The organism is Variovorax sp. 10N412 (assembly GCF_056394985.1).
This window is the reverse complement of the sequence record NZ_JBFTIO010000006.1, coordinates 87548-106762: the sequence shown is the minus strand read 5'-3', so window position 1 is coordinate 106762 and position 19215 is coordinate 87548. Positions and strand designations below refer to the sequence as shown.

The window sequence follows — 19215 nt, the reverse complement described above, 5'->3', positions numbered from 1 at the left end:
GTTCGTTGCAGAAACGGCCGTGAAGCGGCCCCGGCAAGTCTATCGAATGTGCGACAAACAGGCGCGTTCAGCGCGCCGTGGGCACGGAGCCCTGAGGATTCGGTGCTGCTGCACGTCCTCGCAGGCATCGAACTGACATCTTTCCGCGCCCATGCAGACCGTATCGGACTGACGTGGCCGTGGGCTTACCTGAGCGAAGTCGCTCGTGAAGATACTGAGAATTCAGCCGAGGCGGACGAACCATGACGGGCGCGTTGGCCCCTGGAAAACTGCCGTCGCGCCTGCGCGTGCCAGCGGCGGAAGACTTCGACCTCCTGCCCGACATGGGCAGAATGACCTCGCGATTGCAGTGGGCAGAGGCAACTGGTTATTGGCCGGGAGCATGCGCGCCGGGCAACGTGCCGCAGCCGTGATGAGCTTGGACAGACGTGCGTTTTGGCGTGGTACCGGGAACACCAATGGTCGGCTTGTTCTCCGAGGTCGACCGCTTCATCTCGCATCTTGTTGCGAAGCGGTTCCTTCGATACTCAAGCGAGCGATACGTCGTCATCCACGATTCCGTTGAACCGAGTGACAGGTGAGTGCAGCCAAATGAGGGCTACAAAATGAGGCATCAGGATTCAGCCCTGCATGGCCAGAAGCTCTTCGGCAGATTCCTATTTATCGACGCGACGTTGCTTACGCTAGAAAAGCGGCCAGTCCACCAGCAGCAGGCGTCGCTTGATCTCAAGACCATAGTCCGGCTCAATTTGACATGCGTACGCGGCGAGTCCAAGAAGATGATTCCGAAGCCCTGCGACCGCAGAAAAACCTCGTCGCTCTGCATGAGCGAGGGCCCCGACATCCGCGCGTTCCAAGAAGTGGAGATGCATTCTCATTTTTTCTTTGAACTCTCGGGTGAGACGGGGTGAGCACTGGTCAACAAGCAGGCCCAAGACAACCTTTCGCGCACGTGGAGGGACGATCTGAGTCTTCGCTAAATTGGGTCGCAAACCAAACTGGCCTAAGGCTCTGTAAACCGCGCTGATAATCCGCGCACCGACTTCTCGCGTGAATGTTGATGATCTAGTCGAAAACGTCAAGTCATCTGCATATCTTGTATAGGTCATGCCAGCAGTGTCAGCCACGCATGAAAGTTTCTCGTCTAGGTCACGCATTACCAGATTCGCCAACATTGGACTTGTAGGAGCGCCTTGCGGCAAATGTCCCAGCTTCCAGACTGCATAGCTACCAATTTTGTGCGCTGATAGTGCGGCACGGCGTGTCCACCGTTTTCCCACTTTATGTTCGGGTACCCGAGTGCAGACACGAGCAAGCTCCAACGCTACCAATGGTTGATAGCCTAGGCGACGAAAGACGTTAAACACCGCGATCTCCGAAATCGACTCAAAGAATCGACTAACGTCGACCTTGATCAGCCAACGGCATCCACAGTGCGGTTGAACGGCACTGTACAAAGTGGACTCCGGAGCGAACGCTGTGCTTGCAGAATGCGGCCGTCCGAAAGCAAGGACGTTCTTGGCAATCCATCTCTGCGTCAGACCTAGTTCAAACTCCGGCACACAGATCACCCGAAACCTCGTCAGTCCCTGCAGCGGTCTTTTGCGAATTCGAAAAACCCGATAAGGGCTCTCACCCGCCCCGGCTCTGCTAACGATTTCCCGCAGCTTGACGTAAGAGCTTCCAGTCAAGTGCGCCAGATGACGCAGCGTCAGAATGGGAGGGAGTGAATGATGAATGGCTACAGTTGCTTTGCTGGTCGCAATTGCGGCCTCCAGCACGTCAACTGCTACATGAAGTTCTTCCCCCGCGCGGCGATAGTGTTGAGGCTTCCAGTCAGTCATCTACTTTGACACCCGGAGGGTGAGGACTCCCGCCGCAGGCCGAAGACCTCGCCACTCAGCCTGTGGTGGGAGCCCTTAACCGTAAGCAGAAGCTAAGTCATAGAGCAGCAGTAGTCTGCGCTCGGTCAGCATGCCAAGGCATGTGTGGTGGCCGCGTACTCTCAACGCATCACCGAATCTAGAAAACTCAGACTGGCTGCCTCAACGACTTCGGATAATAAGGCCAATACTGTGGCAACCCACTAGGGCGAAACATCCCTCTAAGAATCGCATTCGCTTTTTTTCGAAAGTGCTTCACTTGCCCACGCCCAGAATCGGTGAGCCTTCGCTGGGAGTCTAGCCAACCATGCGAGATGAGGACGCGACACAATGCTGCCACCCTATAAGTAGGTAGTCCAGAGCGGCCTGAGAGGACGCTGTCATTCATACGCGGAGGATGCGAAAGCGCTCCCAGCAGCATCAGCACCTCTCCTTGGCGCACTGACGCGCCGAGCGCGACAGCGCTTCGGGCCAAAGCCGTCTGCCCCCGCTTAGACAGACGTTGTGCAATTTCCTCCGCACTCAGGCTCTGTCCAAATACTTGGGCTGGCAATCCTGCCGACACTCTTGCAGGGAACAACGGGGTCCACGGCCGCGTCTTGCGGCTCGACGCTTTATGCAAGATTGTTGGCACGTTGTTGGGTGCGCCATGCGCAAACACTATCAATGCGCCACCCCCAGCATAGCCAAGAGCAGGCATGCCGCTGCCAAAAGGAGATCCAGTGCCACTGGCCGGGTTGTACGCCTCGCAAAGATTGACCACTTTCTCCGCGAGGCTCACTGGAAAACTCGTTTGGACTGTGGGACACGGCGTGACTTGGAGAAGCTGCGGCTTTGACGGGTGGCTCCGCACCCACTTTTCTCCGGCATCAGTGCTCGCATATGCCACGACTGAAGGCCGCATGAAATGGCCCGACCACCAACTTCGAACCGAACGGACCATCCATGCCGCTTGGAGGTAGTTGCGTGCTCGCTGTCCACTGCCAACAAAGTCTGTAACTACCCAAAAGGCTCGAGCACGCTGTTTCCGGATCTGGTCAGGTCCGGGGTGATTCAAGAACTTGCCGCGAAACTCACGGCACAACTCAGTAATGAGATTGGCCACCAGCCCCTCGCTGCCGACTGAGGGGTCATATGCCTTTGTGGCCATCACTGGCGAGGGGCCAGCCGAGCCCTCAGCTCGTCGTGGCAGGCGGCTGGATTCCTTGAAAAGCCGATGGGGCACCCCATGCCGATGCCGCAACTCACGCTCAGCATAAAGAGCAACACTTCCGTCGATCTCCTTTGCGTTTGCAAGTATGAGTTCTCGCAGCTGATCATGAAACTGGTCACGAGAAACCAAAACCGTCGCCGCGAGAAGTTGCTCCGCGATGGCTCGGTCGCCAATGTCAAACTGCGTCAGCCATTTTTGGGCTTGGTCTGTCTTCAGCATAAACGTGCGGCGTTCTTAGCTTGCAAAACCGCTGGAAATCGGGCCATTCAACGAGTTGATCGGCCACACGGCCGCATAGAACATACACTTAATTCTCGTTCAATTCCATAGCTCGAATAGACCGAGCGCCCTGATCCTGATTTGAAGAGAAGCATCTGCAGAGTGTGAAGTCTCGAAGATTTCAAAGCAAGTTGCGTTGAACACCTTGCAAAGCGGCACCCAGCGTGTATCGGACGAACGGTCGAGCGTCTCTTGATGGCCGGGAGCGACAGGTGAGTTCTTCTCCGCTTAGCCGCTATCGAGGGCAGCCGCTCCGGCCCAGTGGAGAAGGCAGGCCGCTACGCAGCGATTGCAGCCTTTTTCTGCTGCTGGGCGAACTCGCCCTGTCAAGCCGATTCCAGTTATTCCGATGCCACGAAGATCGCAGCTTCGACGAACGGTCCTGAGGCAGTGATGACATGACCCGTCGCCGACGCGCGGGCAGCGAAACTGCGAGATTGGCCGCGGATGATTCAGATGGCATCAACTTCATATGATTGGTTCAAATGGAACTGAACGCTCACCATGCCATCGCCTGAACTCACCGGCGGCGCCGGATTCACCTTCGAGGATGCCGTCGTGGCCTGTTACCTCGCGGCCCTTGTCGGCGGTACGACGGCGGTGGGTCTCGGTTCGCGGGTTGTACAGCGCGTCGCGCAGCAGCAGGCGGACGCCGGCGAGCCTTTGGATGACGTCATCGTCGACGCGGCCGCGCCGGCAGACAACTCGCGGATGCGGTTGTCCCTCCAGGTCAAGAGATCGCTCACGATCTCGGACGCAGCCACCAATACTGACTTTCGGGAGGTAATCCAGGGGAGCTGGCAGACGTTGCAGAAGCCGGACTTTCGCGAGCACGTCGATCGGGTAGGAGCCGCTACAGGAACCATATCCGACGACGCCTATCGCAACTTCACCACCGTGTGCGAATGGGCGCGTGCGTCCGAATCGCCTACCTCCTTCCTTCAGCGGTTCGGAGCTGCCGGTGGTGCCTCTCAGGCGCACCGAGCGGTCGTTGACGCCGTGCGCAACTGCGCATTGGGAGACGCAAGCCCGCTGCCTGACGACGCCGTATATCGGCTGTTCTCGCACCTAGTCCTCATCAAGTTTGATCTGTTGCATGAGGGTTCAACCACCGAGGCTGACATCCTAGCCAGCTTGCAACGCGCGTTGCCTGCCGGCCAGCAGGGGCGAGCGGAAGAGTTGTGGCACCAGTTGCGGCAACTCGCACGCGACGGGTCGGGCCGAAGGGAGGAGTTCAGCCGTGCCTCGGTTTTGCGGCGCTTGTCCGGCGGCATCCGTTTCGTTGGGTCACCGGCGTTGGCCGGCGACCTCCACGTGCTGCGGGAGAGCAGCCGCCACTGGTTGGCGCAGCAGACCGACGACATCGGCGGCGCGCACGTCGATCGGACTGATCTGCGGGTGAAGCTCGCCGCCGAGATGGGGCGCCATCGGCTCACGTTGATCAAAGGTCTGCCAGGCACTGGCAAGACAGTCTTGCTCCGAGACCTGCTTGCCCGGTGTTCTGCGGATGGAACCACGCTGCTACTGACGGCGAACCGTCTCTCAGGTCGCAGCTGGACCGAAAACGCGGTCGCGATGGGTCTGTCCACCGTCGCCATCGAGCCACTCCTGGTCGAAGTCGCGGCGACGGGCCACGCGGTGCTGTTCATTGATGGCCTGGACCGCATCGCTCCGGAACAGCGTGCCGTTATCACGGACGTCTTGGGCCAACTCCTCGATAGCCCAGCACTGAGCCAATGGCGAATCGTCGCGACCGCACGGGACGCAGGAATCGAGCCGCTACGCAACTGGATACCGCCAGCCTTGATCTCCGACAGTGGCGTCGGTTACGTCGATGTCGAGAACCTGTCGGACGATGAGGCGATTGGTCTTGCCACGACGCTGCCTGCGCTGCGCCCCTTGCTGACCGGTGGCGACGAACGGGTGCGCTCGCTTGCGCGCCGCCCGTTCTTCGCGTCGGTCCTGGCCCGCGGATTCTCCAGCGCGGCTTACCCCGCCGGGTTTGTGCCCCGTTCCGAAGTCGACTTGATAAACGCGTGGTGGTTGCGCGGCGGCTATGACGCACAGGACGCACAGATCCTAGTACGACAACGGGCGTTGATCGAACTCGCGCAACGCAGCGCACCCGATCTCGGCCGCAACGTGCGGATTCGCGATCTGTCTCCGGCAACGCAAGCCGTCGTTCCAGCGCTGCAGCTTGACGGGCTTGTCCAGCAAGTCCGGCCCGGCCTGACAGCGCAATTCGCTCACGACATTTTCTTCGAATGGGCGTTCCTGCACTCGCTCTTGGATGAGGGAGAGAACTGGATCACCGCCTTGACAGGCGCCGGCGAGCCGCCTGCGCTGGCGCGTGTCGTCGAACTGCTGGCGCAGGCTACCTATGCCGAGCCGGCGGAGTGGGGGCAATACCTGAGGGCGCTCGAGTCACCAGCCCTGAGGCCGCAATGGTTGAGAGCGTGGCTCATCGCGCCGGTCTACACGCCCGACTTCAACGAGCATGCCGAAACCTACACTGCGACACTCGCGGCGGATGACCATAGGCTGCTTCGCAAGCTATTGGTGTGGATGCGAGCCGAGAAGACAACGCCGAACCCTTTGGTTCTGTCGGGTCAGCTGGGTGGCGAAGACCTGACGTCGGCCGACCGGATTCGAATCGCCGACTTGCTGGGGTGGCCGTCAGACTTCGGCGCTTGGGGCCGCCTGCTCACTTGGGCGCTCGACCACATCGCCGAGATCCCGGACGATTGCCTAGCCGATCTTGTAGCGCTGTTCCAGACATGGCAAGTGCCGTTAATGGATCTGCCACACCCGGTTTCCCGTCGGATCGTTGAGCAATGTGCGACATGGCTGCATGCGATCGAGGACGCCCATCACTCGCCTCGGTGGCGGTCAGACGAGGTAGAACCAGACGAGCCTGCACCGCGTGTTCCCTCCGGCGTCGATTCGGAGTTGAGATCGCTCGTGCTGCGTGCAGCGCGCAGCTTTCCCGGAGTAGTTGCCGCATATCTGGCCAAGATCGAGCCGCTCGAACGATTCCAGGAGTCTTCGTTCCACGAAGTGATGTCCCTCGCGCCTCTGCTTGCGCAGACGCATCCCGAGTTGCTTTCACAGGTCGCCCGCAGGAGTTTCCTGAACGAGCTGCCAGATGACCTCGAAGCCAGGCTGAGGCGGGAGTCGAGGGAGCACTCGGGACGTATCGCTGAAATCAGGGCCAAGCCGGAGGAGCAGCGCACGCGCCGGGAAAAACTCGCCCTTGAGCACCTTCCTATGTCGCTCATGGGAGGCAGTTCCTTTTCGTCTCACGACTGGGACCGGCTGTCGATCGGCGCCGACCTTCAAGGCTACTTCCCGGCATCTCCGCTGCGTGAACCGTTTCATTCCCTGCTGACCCATGCGCCGGCGCTCGGCCGCGCGCTTATACGCGAGCTCGCGGACCACGCGACGCTGGCCTGGCGCCAGCTGCATCGCCACATCGGCCGCAGAAACACACCTGTGCCGCTGGTGCTGGAGTTTCCGTGGGGCCGCCAGGAGTTCTGGGGCAGCGCCCGTCACTACACGTGGTCGCGCGGCCATGGAGGACCCAAGGCGCTGGAGTGCGCGATGATGGCTTTCGAACACTGGGCCCTTGCGCAGCTGGAATCGGGCCGGCCCGCTGGCGAGGTGTTGCAGGAGCTTTTGGAAGGGCATTCGAGCATCGCCGTGCTGAGTGTGGCGGTGCTCGTTTCCTTGCAATCGAGGGAAGTTTCCAGGGTGAGCTTGCCGCTGGTGGGCAGCCAGCGACTGTGGCGTCTGGATTTGCAGCGCAGCCTGCAGGAGGGACAGCTTCAGGCGGCGGGCCTCATCGGGTTCGATAGCAATGACGTGCACCGCAAGGCAGTCGCCAAGGCAGGAGACCTGGCAGCGCGAAGCCTGGAAATCCGCTCGCTTGTCATCTTCTTCGCCCTTGGGGCTGACGCGGAATTGCGTGCGGCATGCCGGGCCGCACTGGAGCGCTTCCCTGCCGAGCTGGAACTGGAATACGAGGAGGAAGCGCAGAGCGAGGGGCACTTGGCGAAACTGCGCCGCAACGCGGAACTGTGGGCCGAGTTCGGCCGTCAGGAAAACTACGTGACCACCCCGATTCCCGGCCGGGACGACGTGGTCGGAATCGAGTTGCGCAGCAAGCGGCATTCCGCGCCCGACATCCAGGCGGCGCAACAGCATTTGGAGGAGGTCTCTCGCGAATCGCAGCTGTGGATGTGGGTGGAGAAGTGTTTCGAGGCAGCGTCGTTGGTACCCGGATTGTCGCCAGCCGAAGCCGTCGAGCGCGCGAAGGCGATGGCAATGTCGGTTGCCGCGGGAACAGCGGCATCTCTGATGCCTGAGCATGCGGTGGCGCACGGTTGCATCGCCGGCACGGCCGCAGTGGTAGTTTGCTTCGATGGGCTGGCCGAGCACACCGCCTGGGCTCGCGCCACGTTGGATTCGTATCGCGATCGGACAGAGGCGCCCAGGGACGACGTCGTGGCCGGATCCCGGATTCCCTGGCACCCCAAGATTTTTGTGGCCCGAGCGCTGGCGGCTGGCATCAGAAGCGGTCGTGAGGACGTCTCTGATCGCGAGGCGCTTTACCGTTTGGTGGCCCATCCCTTGGAGGGGGTCTCGCTGATAGCGCTGGATGGCATCGCCAGCTGCTGGGAACCGGATTCGCATTTCGCGTGGTGCGGGTTCAACCTGGGGCTTCGCCTTTCGCGATATAGGCGGACGCCGGATGAGCACAGGCTTGACTCGGCCGCTCGCGGCCGCATCGAAGAGGAGCGCAGGACTGCTGCCGTGTCCGAAGCGCTGCGCGAGTTGGCCTGCACCGGCAGTTTTCCATCATGGGTGCGGCCCATGCCGTCCTGGACACAAGAGGCACCGGACGCCGGAGACCAGGGTCGGTACGACGATGAGGATGGGTGGCACCGGTCGGACGAAATCTGGCTCGGCGATTTTGCGTCGGCGGTGCTACAGCGCGTTCCGACCGAGGCCGTCATGCGGAGTGCAGCGAGGGAGCGCTACGTCGAGGCCTTGGAAGCCTTCGTTGATTGGACCCTGGACACATTGAATCCAGTGTGGCGGTCCGAGCGGCGGCAGGGACGGGAGCGAGACGGTGCGGACCAGCGTCAATGGCAACGCCAGTTAGGACGACTGCTGGCGGGAGTGGCTGTGCAACTGTCCGAAGCGGAGTTCCGTGACAGGTTGCTGGGAGCCATCCTAGACCAACCCGACGAGATCTCGATGCGGATGCTCGCCCCGTTCTCCGGTGCCTTGGCTGCCTCGGGCATCCTAGATGCACTGCAGATCGACCCTCGCGTCCTCGGTCTGTTGACCGCGGTCCTTGACCGGGCGCTGAAGCACCGCGACTTTCGCAGGTCCCGCTACAACGATGGAAGGCTCAGTGGTTTCGACCTGCCCGAGTTGATCAAGACATTGTTGTTTGTGGCCGTCGAGGGGGCGAGCGGGGCAACACGGTTTGCCAACGGGCGCTGGAGTGACCTGCCGCAAGTTCTGCCGCTGGTGGAAAAGCTCGTCCGTCAAGCAGGATGGATACCCTACGTGGCGGACCAATTCGTGAAACTGTGCGAGCAGGCCGGTGGCGACTATCCTGCGGAGGCGTTCGCTGACTTGATATTGGCGCAAATGATTGACGGACGGCTGCCCGCCGGGTGGAAAGGCACGCACATCTCGGCGGCGGTCGCCAGGTTGGTCCAGGCGCACGCGGATCGCCAGCACCCGTTGCCCACGGAACTCGCACGGAAGCTACTGCAGATCCTGGATGCCTTGGTGGATCTCGGGGACCGTCGCAGCGCAGCGCTGCAGCAGAGCGAATCGTTCCGTGGAGTGCGCCTGTAATCGCGCGGTCGAGCCGATGCTTGACATGTGCTGGCGCTGCACGAAAGCCCGCTGGTTTCCCAAACACGTCGAATGACATGATCTGTTCAAGGGCCAGCCGCTCATTCGCAAAAGTGCCGAGATCTGTTTTCTTCCACCTCCGCCGCTCGAAGGTCCGAAGACGAATGACGGCAGGCATTTTTCTAGATTTGCGTTGATCAGTAGTACTGTCGGTAGTCAGACTGAAAGCCGGCGAGGTCTGCAAGTTGCTCAAGGATTGCAATTGAATCTTTAAGCAGTCCCTCGGTTCGCTTCGGGTCATCCCATCCGGCACCGCCATGCTTTCCGCCATGGAACAGGTTGTTTCGGACGGTCTTCACGAGGCGAACGACTCGGGCCAGATCGGAGGCGCAGTCGGCTAACCCGACCGGGCTCCATCTGAGTTGCCTGCTCAAGACGATCTGGCGATCTGGTGGTGAGGTCAGCAGGCGATGTGCCTCTTCGGAAAGCACGTATTTCGGATGCCAACGATCAATGAACTTGGCCCATCCAGGTTCTGCTCGGGCTCCGTCCACCAAGGATTTCAAGTAGTCGTTTTCCTTGAGCGCGAATTCAAACCTAGAGAACCAGAAGAAGAACTCAAAGGCGAGCTTCGACAAGTCTGGAGTGACGTCTTCTCTACGCATGGCTATTGGATTTCCGCGTGGGCGGCATGCAGCCGGCATGCTTCTCTTGCAAAAGTCTCATCCTTGGCCTTAGCAGGTCATCTTCAGCGGCGACAACTGCTGCATTCGAGATGTATAGCTGGAGCAGATTGCGGTTCCACAGGACCGCCATCAACTTGTCTGCCGGGTAGACAGGGAGCAGCGCATGCACAACTGCTTGAGCACCACTGTGGACGAATGAATGCATCGCCGGGATGGTCTGGTTGAGCAGCGCATACTCTGCGCCGACATGCGGCACGGCCACCGTGATGTGCTTGATCATTGAATTGATGGAGACAGGATTTGCTGGCTCCTTGTGCCCGGCTCCCTCGACTGGCGTAGTGAACTTGTCCAACCACTCGCTGTGTGCGCATTGCGCTGTCCATGTCGCACGGACGACTGCCTCAAAGTGAAGCCGGCACAGCGCCATGCCGGTGCCGGTGAGGCCAACCTCTATAAGCAGCCGTTGACTCGCAGCGTGCTCGAATGCGGTGCCACATAGTGCCGAAGCGATCACGCCTCGCTTGGTGCGCGGCTGGCACTTGCTCAACAGCTTGCTAACGTCTTCGTCAAAGGCTTCACTGACCTCCAAGAGGTCGGCCAGTCGACCGGCGTCGTCGCCGATTACCTGATCTTTCATCCTCATCACCGCCATTGGCAGTCCCCCTCATCTGTTATCAGCGTAAGCATGACACAAGGCCGCGACCTTTTCACCCAACCAGCCACCTGGGCAAAGGCCGGTTCAAGGCGTACTCTGCTGGCAGCCAAGGTCTAACCGTGCCCTGAAACTGCGCTTTGCGCAAATTTTGGGCGAGTTTGGGCCTTGGCCGACATTGGAGGCAATGCCAGCCTGACCTGCGAAGGGCGAAGTCAGGACAATCGGCCGTGCGTCAGAACAAGTTCTTGATGAAGTTGATCAGCGTGTCGATCAGGCCGTAGAGGTCGATCATCACGAAGATCCACTCCAACAGCTTTTGAAGCTTGCGCATGGTGTGGTCCACGGGAAATGCCCTCGCGGGCGAAAAAAAACCTCGACCGATGGCCGAGGCTCAAGAAATGAAAAAGCCCGCGCGGCGAAACCGTACGGGCTATGGGGATACGTAGCAATTCAACTCGTGGTGCAGCAAAAGGCCAACTAAATGGCGGAGCGCAAGGCAAAAGCTACAAACGAAAAAGCCTCGCAACTGCGAGGCTTTTTTGGACGCGACTTTCCTATCCGGGTCACATGCTAGGACAAAACCGTTGCCGATGCAATTTTCGGCGGCAAACCAGAAAACGCAGGGCGCGCTTCTCCCTCGAGAGCCAGATTGACGTCGCTACAGGCTCACCGGCCAGGCTGTGTGGTCAACCGATTCGAGAGCAATGGGTTCTTACGCCCATCACAGAAGGGTCGAAGCGCGAGAGCTCCAGCAAGCTCTGCCGTCTTCTGGACTGAGGCTGCTCATGGCACGTGCCATCGCAAATTCGGATGCCCCACATCTTGGCCCGCATCGTATCAATCGCACGCTCGCTGTGAAAGAGCGGTAGGAGTAAGCGACAGAATCCCGCCCGCGGCATGGCCCGATCATCGTGGCTCCGGACCGCAACCCTTACCCCGCCGACACCGCCGCGGAAGTCATTGCCCGTCGCAAACGAGCAGGCGCCAGCGCGTTCGCACGACCTGACCGGAATGTTTCACCAGACACCGGCAGCAGCCACTTATTCGATAAGGATGCTGGAAATGATTTTCTCGCGCGTCGGCGTAGTAATGTAGGCGTCCACGTTGAGGCAGTTAACCAGCAAGCGCGTTAGCTGGATGTATTCGTTCAACGCCTTTACGTCACCCCTGTGATATCGCGCGACGTGCCTGACGACTTGGTCGACGTTGTCCCGCGCCTCGTTCAGGCCGATCTTGAGGGTCTGAATGGTCGCCAAGTCAATCCTCTTGACGCGGCCGAACTCGTTCTGCATGTCGTCGACCAGTTCTTTGCAAGCGTTGACGACGGCACCATAGCCCCGCTCAACTATTTGAAGCTGGTCGGCGACGTGCGCGAGCGCCAGAGCCCGACGTAGCGGCAGGGGAATGGCTGCGGCTGCATGGACAAGCGCCGCGTTGCGGTTGAGGAAGTCGCGCACCTCCGAGTTCGTTTGCGCGATTAATGACAGTCGGCCCCTCATCCGCTTCACGAAGTCATCAGCCTCCGTCAGCAGACCGGTGGTCAGCACGAAAACTTCCCGCCAGCGAGGCTCGGTGGCATGCCGCTCGACCAAGTCTGCGGGCCCGTTCTGATTGGTGTTCTCGGTAACGGTGCGCGCAGTGAAGAATTCCTGAAACGTCAAATGGGAGAACGAATACACCCGCTGAGCGCGTTCGACCAACACACCGTGCTGCGACTCGATCTCCTTAAGAACTTCTATGGCATCGACATCCCCGGCATCAGTCCCCGGTGCCACCTTCAGGTTCGCCATGAATATGCTGATTTCCCGCTCGAGGTCTGACTGACGCATGAAGTAGGCGCCCTGCTCGAAGGACTTGGCTGCGATGCGGCCGAGCAGCAACTCCTTCTTAGCCAGTGACAGTTGCTGGTAGCCAGTGTTGCGCCGGACCGAGCGCGAGGCGTCCCATTTTTTTAGGAGCGCGTCCAGCGCTTCCTTGTACAACTCGGCTCGATTGCTGGGAAACGTCATGCCTTCGTCGAAGGCTAGGCACATCAGCGTAAGAAGCAACGGTGTTTGGCACAGGTTGCGAATAGCCTTGTTTCTTTCGAGCGCGAGTTCGACAAGGCACAGGTCGGCCTTCTGAGGTTGATCGCAGAACCAGTTGCGCACGAACTGCTGGACCTGTCCATCGTGAAAGTCGGCAAGTTCGACATCCGCGAATTGCTCGAACAGGTAGCTGTAAGCCGCCGTGCGGCAACTGATGACTATGCGTACCTGCGGATACTTGCTTGCCAGATCCCGGATCTCCTTGTGCGCCTTGACCAGCCGATCGTTGTCATTGATCTCGTCGAGTGCATCGAACAAAAGGATGAGAGAGCCGGCCTCTAACATCCCGTCCACAAACGCTTTGGGCTCGTCGAAGCCGCAGATTCTGAACTCATCTCGGATGTACTCGAGCAACGTGTCCTTGCCATCACTCCAGTCCTTCATCGGAATGAAGACTGGCATTCGGCGCTCCGTGAACTGACCTTCGATCGCGGACAATGCGATCCACTTCAGGAAAGTGGTCTTGCCGCCCCCCGGCTTTCCCAACACGACGAGACGCGGCTCGCGATTCACCACCTGGTGACCTTCGAGCGTGTTGGCCACTTGGCCGAAGCCGCTCTGGTCGCGATTGAGTTGCTCTTCGAGATCCTCGATCGTGGAGCGTCGCTGCGCCGAAATTTTGTGAAGCATGTTCACCCGCACGAAGATGCTACGGATCGGCATCGGCCGCGCCATACCGACGATGCGCATCGTGCCGTACCGCTCCTGCACCCTGTCGCAGTACTTCGCTGCCTCGAGCCCGAAGGGGTCCTCTTTCTCGTAGCGATGCTTCACCCAGTCGGGAACTTTGGCGACCTTGCTCCAGGTCGACTTGATCACCTCTTTGATTAACTCTTTGCCAATAGCGACTGCAAGTTGGTCCGAGGCGGCATCGCCAGTGAATGTCGTCATCGCAGTCATTGGTCTCCTTCGATCACTAAATCGAATGCAGCGAAGTCATCGCGAATCCGGGGCCGGCAGGAGCGTGCGTGCGAATTCTCAGACCTTGGTGAAGAATTATCTGCCACGCGACGCTCGACTGTCGGGTGAAGCATTGACGTTTCCCATCTCGCGCTCACCGGCAACTCGACAGACATCGTCTCATGGACCAACAATTCATGACCTTTTCCGACGCCGAGGTATGACAGACCTTTGCCAAAACGGGGGCGTGTCGCGAGCATCTGCAGCTGTTCTCAATTCGTCGAAGCAAGGCCTACGAACTCAACGCCATCGCGGCCTCCCGGGTAGTCAAGCGGGGCGCGCGTCTGCCGGTCTTCAACGGGACCTCTCGGCATGTACCCGCGCATTTCTTCCTCTTCTACCGCCCATTTGCGGAAGCGGATGATCAAGCTGACCTTCCGTCAGTCCTTTCAAATGCGCGTTGTAAGCCCAACGGATGAATTTCGAAGTCAACTGATCGTTCTCTCCCTCGAGCCTCTCGAGCCTGGCTTCCAGTCCCGCAATTCTTTCGAGCGCTTTCTGAAGAGCCGGGTCATCCACCGGCGGCCTCCCTGTTTGCCCTTGGATTCGCTGCTTGGTCAAGCGGAAGCCGGCCGCGATACGTTCATGTCCGTCCAGAGCTTGCCGGGTGTAGCGACAAGAAAGCTTGCGCTCGGCTTGCTCAATCAATTTCACCCAGGTCAGCTTTCCCGTCCAGCCATCCAGGATCTCGAGGATCGCCTCGGTTCGCTCTTCAGAAAGGTTGGGAGAACGGGTCATGGGTCTCTTGATATTGCGGTCGGTTTATCGCTCGGAAGCACGCGGCGCGGCATGGTCAATGACCAAGTACCCGATGCCACGTGGATGATGGCTCCGGCAGGAACAGTTGGATCATCGAAGAGCTGCACCAGCTTGTCGAGTCGCTCCAGTGTCGCCCTCTGGTGTACGACCCACCTCGACGCGCCAAACTCACCGTCCGAATTGGCGCGTTCCGCCGACTCCAGCCCCAGTTTGGTTTGATCTCGCAACATCCGGATGTGACCGCACCGGGCCTCATCCCCTTTGATGCAGAACATCTCATCGCAATTCAAGCAATCCCTGTGTAGCGTGCACGGCGTCATGGCGAAATCGTGTGCGCAGGCCCCAACCTCGGACATATGAAAGGCGATATTTCGGAACTTGCCAACGTCCTTCATCGAAATGGGCTCATGCCTCACCGGACTCGTCCCATAGGAGCTCACCTCGAAGGGCTGTGCTCCCCGTTCGCGGGCCTGCTGAAGCCTGCGCTCCGCAGAAACGTGGTCGTACGACGCATTCTGGGCCACCACCTTGCGCCCGGAGATGAGCGCGATATCGAGCTGGCTCAACCCGGCGTCCTGCGCCATGGTGTTGAGATAGTGGCGCAGCATGTGCGTGTGAAAGTGTATAGGCGATCCATCACTCTCGTGAAATCCGAACTTTTCGAATATCGAATCCGCTCTCGGTGAGTTGTTGAGTTGAATCCGGGTGTTGATTTGCGAGTGTGTCAGGCGCGTGATCATGCAGCGCCATTCGGTTTTGTTTCCATGCAATGAGTCCGCCGGGAACACGCACATCGCATCGCTGAATCTCAGGTTGTAGTTCCGATCGAGGAGCGGAAACCCAGGAGGGAGCTTGGACACGACGTATCGCTCGATGTCCGCAAAACGGACGCGCAATACTTGTCGCCCGTTGGCCTCACTTTTCACGGTCTCCTTGGGGATCTTGTTTTGGGTCAGCATCATGTTCAGCACCGTCCGCGCCACAGGACCGCGCCAGATGATTGCAGTCGCTTCTTCCCTGCTGAGCCATTCCTGATTTCGCAAATGCTCATGCTCGGGGTCGAGGTACAAGGACGTCGGATGTGCCTCGTACCAAGCGGCAATTTTCCGGCCTCGCTCCGACATCGACTTCAGACGACCGATGGCCTCGCGGATGACAGGCTCCATCTCTTTAAATACCCATTTGACCGTGGGAGGAGCACCTTTCGTGTTCAACCAGCGCAAACCGTATACGAGCTTTCCGTCGTGGTCCTCCTCCACTTCGCAGTCCATCGGAAGGCTCAACGCCTCTCCAATGCGATCGGGTGCGGAGGTCAGGATGGCCAGAACATCGATCACGACACGGTCTCCGGGCTCTGTCGCGAGACCGAAGATCGTACCCAACGCGCGAATAGCTTCTGGCGACGGCAGCTTTGACATCCGCTGCTCATCAAACGCAGTGCCAATGCGTGTCGAGTCGATTGCAGGCTTTCCCAACCATGACTTGAAGTGCGCGGGAACGACCGTCAACAGTTCGCTGTTCAGAGTTTTCGTGATCTGCTCGAGCTCCCGGCCGACTCCATACGCCGTGTCCGATTTGCCCCGCATTTCAACGACTCGTACCGCAGCGGCGAGGCAGTCCCCGTCAAGCAGAGCAACGGACGTGATCTGACGCTCGGACATGACGACATCCAGAGCCCGGAACGCTCTGAGTTGAGCATCCAGCGCCCCTTTTGCCTTCTGACTCCAGCGGTGGCGCACATAAGCTCGCGTGAACGACGCGATCGGCTTGGACAACGGCTCTTTCCAGTTGGATTGATGCCCCTCACCCCACTTGGTAAACCGGAGGGTGCGCGCATGCCCCTGGACCGGGCCCAGGGCGGCCGTGAGATCCCACACCAGCGCATCAAAATCAAGATCTCTTCCGAAGACCTCCAACTTGCGGGCGGCGTCGATGTATGCGGCCAACCGTGCTTCGGCCTGCTTTTTGGCCTTTTCTTTTGCGGCATCTCGAAGATTCATGACTGCTCCTCGACTACTGCTTCATCGCCATCGCTATCCCGCGGCGGGAGGATCCCTTTCGACGCGGCCTTGCACATATCACACACCTGCGCTGCCGCCACGATCTGCAGATCCAGCACCGCGGCCAGTCGAGGCTCGTCGGCGTCCATGAGGCGGTCGCGCTCGTCAAGCATGAAGGCCAGCACGAACTCGTGAGGCCCATCGACCCATGGTTCGAAGAGCGCACAGGTGTAGCACGCCATGGGAGCCAGGAGGAAGCAGGCCCCCTCCTTTGCGCAATTGCCCATGCAGTGGCTCGGCGCGTCGATGCGATAGTCTTCAATGCGGCTGGCCCGATCTGCACCGCGTGTCGCTTCCGATTCCGAGGCGATGATTTTTCCGCGGAACACCTTCGCAATAGCTGCGAGCTTGGAGGCTAGCGCGCGATTGATGCGCGTTGTGATCGCGGGTGTGGCTTCCACATACACGCGCGTGGATGTCGTTGTTGAGTGATCAAGGATCTCGGCGATCACAAACACGTCGCAGCCTTCTTGCGCGGCTCTTGTACCCAACGTGTACCGCAACCGACGCGCGGTCATACGCAGGGAGTGGACATCCTTCAGTACAGTCTTCCACTGCGCTTTAACGTGCAGTGCGATGCTCTCATTTGTCTGATGGTATTCCCACCCGGGCGGCGCTGCTTCACTTGGAGCGATTGTCGGAAACATTGGAGCCTGCGATGGGTCATCCAGAACTCCCAAGAATCGATGGGACGTTGCGAGTGCATATTCATGCAAAGCCCTGCCGAGAGCCGGAGGCAGCGGCCTTTGCTTGAGTTCAGCGCGAGCCAACTTGCCATTTTTCGCACGAGGCACATCGACGAAGTACTGCACCTGTCCGTCTGAAAGCGCAACGGTGCGCGCATCGCAAACCCGCATCGCAGCGAACTGGATGGGGCGTGAGCCTAGGACGACACCCAGACTTAACAGCAGATGATCTGCATCATTGATTTCGCCTGCCTCATGGGCATTGTCAAGAATGGCCCAGGAAAACTGAAACTCGAACTCGGTAAGAGGTCCTCGTTCTCGATCGCGACTCAAGACAAGATGACCGCTGTTGTTCTTTGGCAGCACGATGGCTTCCAAACATTCAACAAGGTCTATCGAAAGGCCGACGTAACCAAGTCTGGCCCAATCTCTCAAGAAGACCGCAAGATTGGTGGCATACCACTCGCGTGGTGATGGCAAACTCGCTCGAAAATCTAGAAAGATAGAGGCAGTCAACAAGCCCGATTCGGCAATTCTTTCCTTTTGCTGAAGAGCAAAAAACTGAAAGCGCTCAAAGCAATTTTTGACATGGGAGGTTGTGTTTCGCTCCACAAGCCATACCAGTGTTCCTTTGAGACAAGTCACCAAATCGTCGCCCATCAGATTCCGTAGCGCTCGGAAGTCTGCATTAAGGACGGAAACCGGATCACGTACAGACCACTCATCTGGTCTCGGGTCAAACTCAGCACCATTGCGAGTTTTCACTCTGGCGGGTAATGTGGGCAGGCTAAGCTTCGGCCTTACTTTCAACATGGCGAGTTTCCTGAGTAGTGGATGGTCTACTCTCTCGCTCACTCATCGCCAACAAGGCACGTCGCGCCCGTTCCTTGATGTGACGCTTCGTATAAATTGCCGCCGCCTCGGAATCCCGCGCCCAGCCCATCAAGTACTCACGGTCACTCCGCTCGTGCCTCGGATCCACCCGGTTTTTATCGCAGGACTCGGTAAACCTATCGTTCCAGGTGTAGCGCAGCACATGAGGCGTCAAAGCGGGCAATTGCCCACCCGCAGCGCGGCGGATGTCCCTGAATACAGCGTCAACTCCATCCAACGAAAGTGGCGCACCGCCTTGGCCAATGAACAGGAAACCGTGCTTCCGGGCCGCCTTGACTTTGCGGCGATCGACAATATGCTCGAATGTGGCCCTCATCAGGTCTTTGGGAAGATCAAGGGTCCGGCCTCGGGTCTTGGCGTTAGGCTGGTTTCGACGAGGATCCAACGCGTCGTCCGGTCGTAGAACGATGTCCACGATTCCTGCCTGCAGATTCAGCTGGTCGAGCGCCACGCCCAGCAACTCTCCCCGCCGGAGCCCGAGGGCCAGCAGCCAGCGAACGATCAAGGCATTGCGTTTCTGTACAAACGGCGATTTCCAAGGATTGTCCGAGGCCCCGACCGTCGTCAACGCCAGCAACAATTCCTCCTGGGCCACCGTGAGACTTTCACGGCGAGGTGGTCCCTCAGGAGCACCCTCTCCACGCATGCGCAATGCATCCAGATCCCGCTTCACAACATGCGACAGGTGCGCTGCCTTCGCCGGCGTTAAGGCCAAGTCGCGCAACACGATGTCTGTGTACCACGCCAGGTACTTGATGACGTAGATCAGTCGAGTGCCCGCGACCTCCGACTGGACTTCAACAGCCTTGCGCCGCCGACCGGAGGCAAGCGTACTGACTGACTTGGCACTCCTGCCTTCACCACCAGATGATCGTTGAAGGTTTTGCCGCAGATGAGTTCGAAGAGCATCGAGCTCATGGCTTGCAAACAGCTGACCTGCAGCCATTCGGGCTGTGATCTCGATCTTGTGATGCTCCAGAAAGTCGATGAGCAGCCCAGCGGCGCCCAATGCCTGTGCAACGGTGGACGCTGCCCGGCCTGACATTCGCAGTTGCAGTAGAGCGTAGAGATTTGCGTGGAAGTGAGGCAGCCTGGTGTCGCGATACACGAGCACCGGCACGCGTTCCCCATTGGGCTCGACGGTCAAGCGAACGAAAAGGTTGCATGCCATTTGTTGAC

The 19215-nt window shown here is 59.2% G+C and carries 10 protein-coding genes and 1 pseudogene; 2 read left to right on the top strand and 9 right to left on the bottom strand.

All coding sequences use genetic code 11. From position 1 onward, the window contains the following. The first annotated feature begins 605 nt into the window (after positions 1 to 605). On the top strand, positions 606 to 911 hold the full coding sequence (locus AC1DJH_RS16385) for a hypothetical protein (RefSeq protein ID WP_478186558.1): 306 nt from the start codon (positions 606 to 608) through the stop codon (positions 909 to 911). 60 nt (positions 912 to 971) lie between these two features. Here AC1DJH_RS16385 and AC1DJH_RS16380 read toward each other — a convergent pair. Together AC1DJH_RS16380 and AC1DJH_RS16375 are read right to left on the bottom strand one after the other, a co-directional pair. Further along, positions 972 to 1844, bottom strand: a pseudogene (locus AC1DJH_RS16380) (reverse transcriptase family protein); the annotation flags it as partial. Between the two features lie 187 nt (positions 1845 to 2031). Then, positions 2032 to 3315, bottom strand: a complete 1284-nt coding sequence (locus tag AC1DJH_RS16375) for a phosphoribosyltransferase-like protein (RefSeq protein WP_478186372.1) — start codon at positions 3313 to 3315, stop codon at positions 2032 to 2034. A 564-nt stretch (positions 3316 to 3879) separates the two neighbouring features. On the opposite strand from AC1DJH_RS16375, the gene AC1DJH_RS16370 reads away from it, so the two are divergent. Next, the gene (locus AC1DJH_RS16370) at positions 3880 to 9249 is read left to right on the top strand and encodes an AAA family ATPase (protein ID WP_478186371.1); all 5370 of its coding nucleotides are present in this window, start codon (positions 3880 to 3882) and stop codon (positions 9247 to 9249) included. Between the two features lie 197 nt (positions 9250 to 9446). On the opposite strand, the gene AC1DJH_RS16365 is transcribed toward AC1DJH_RS16370, so the two are convergent. From AC1DJH_RS16365 to AC1DJH_RS16335, 7 genes are all read right to left on the bottom strand, one after another. Beyond that, positions 9447 to 9887 carry a hypothetical protein gene (locus AC1DJH_RS16365; RefSeq protein WP_478186370.1) on the bottom strand — a complete coding sequence of 147 codons (441 nt, stop codon included), beginning with the start codon at positions 9885 to 9887 and terminating at the stop codon, positions 9447 to 9449. 19 nt (positions 9888 to 9906) lie between these two features. Continuing rightward, positions 9907 to 10572, bottom strand: a complete 666-nt coding sequence (locus AC1DJH_RS16360; RefSeq protein WP_478186369.1) for a DUF6988 family protein — start codon at positions 10570 to 10572, stop codon at positions 9907 to 9909. Between the two features lie 1058 nt (positions 10573 to 11630). After that, positions 11631 to 13568, bottom strand: a complete 1938-nt coding sequence (locus AC1DJH_RS16355; RefSeq protein WP_478186368.1) for an NACHT domain-containing protein — start codon at positions 13566 to 13568, stop codon at positions 11631 to 11633. Positions 13569 to 13931: 363 nt separating this feature from the next. Next, positions 13932 to 14375 carry a hypothetical protein gene (locus tag AC1DJH_RS16350; protein ID WP_478186367.1) on the bottom strand — a complete coding sequence of 148 codons (444 nt, stop codon included), beginning with the start codon at positions 14373 to 14375 and terminating at the stop codon, positions 13932 to 13934. Next, positions 14372 to 16396: a hypothetical protein gene (locus tag AC1DJH_RS16345; RefSeq protein ID WP_478186366.1), complete on the bottom strand. Its 2025-nt coding sequence runs from the start codon at positions 16394 to 16396 to the stop codon at positions 14372 to 14374. The genes AC1DJH_RS16350 and AC1DJH_RS16345 overlap by 4 nt, the downstream gene beginning before the upstream one ends. Beyond that, positions 16393 to 17955: a site-specific integrase gene (locus AC1DJH_RS16340; RefSeq protein WP_478186365.1), complete on the bottom strand. Its 1563-nt coding sequence runs from the start codon at positions 17953 to 17955 to the stop codon at positions 16393 to 16395. Before AC1DJH_RS16340 ends, AC1DJH_RS16345 begins: the two co-directional genes overlap by 4 nt. After that, positions 17930 to 19183: a tyrosine-type recombinase/integrase gene (locus AC1DJH_RS16335; protein ID WP_478186364.1), complete on the bottom strand. Its 1254-nt coding sequence runs from the start codon at positions 19181 to 19183 to the stop codon at positions 17930 to 17932. The genes AC1DJH_RS16340 and AC1DJH_RS16335 overlap by 26 nt, the downstream gene beginning before the upstream one ends. Positions 19184 to 19215 lie beyond the last annotated feature (32 nt).

Bases quoted from the DNA above. Each gene is read 5' to 3' on its own strand.
- AC1DJH_RS16385 (WP_478186558.1), top strand. From the start codon at position 606: ATGAGGCATCAGGATTCAGCCCTGCATGGCCAGAAGCTCTTCGGCAGA.
- AC1DJH_RS16375 (WP_478186372.1), bottom strand. From the start codon at position 3,315: ATGCTGAAGACAGACCAAGCCCAAAAATGGCTGACGCAGTTTGACATT.
- AC1DJH_RS16370 (WP_478186371.1), top strand. From the start codon at position 3,880: ATGCCATCGCCTGAACTCACCGGCGGCGCCGGATTCACCTTCGAGGAT.
- AC1DJH_RS16360 (WP_478186369.1), bottom strand. From the start codon at position 10,572: ATGAAAGATCAGGTAATCGGCGACGACGCCGGTCGACTGGCCGACCTC.
- AC1DJH_RS16355 (WP_478186368.1), bottom strand. From the start codon at position 13,568: ATGACGACATTCACTGGCGATGCCGCCTCGGACCAACTTGCAGTCGCT.
- AC1DJH_RS16350 (WP_478186367.1), bottom strand. From the start codon at position 14,375: ATGACCCGTTCTCCCAACCTTTCTGAAGAGCGAACCGAGGCGATCCTC.
- AC1DJH_RS16345 (WP_478186366.1), bottom strand. From the start codon at position 16,396: ATGAATCTTCGAGATGCCGCAAAAGAAAAGGCCAAAAAGCAGGCCGAA.
- AC1DJH_RS16340 (WP_478186365.1), bottom strand. From the start codon at position 17,955: ATGTTGAAAGTAAGGCCGAAGCTTAGCCTGCCCACATTACCCGCCAGA.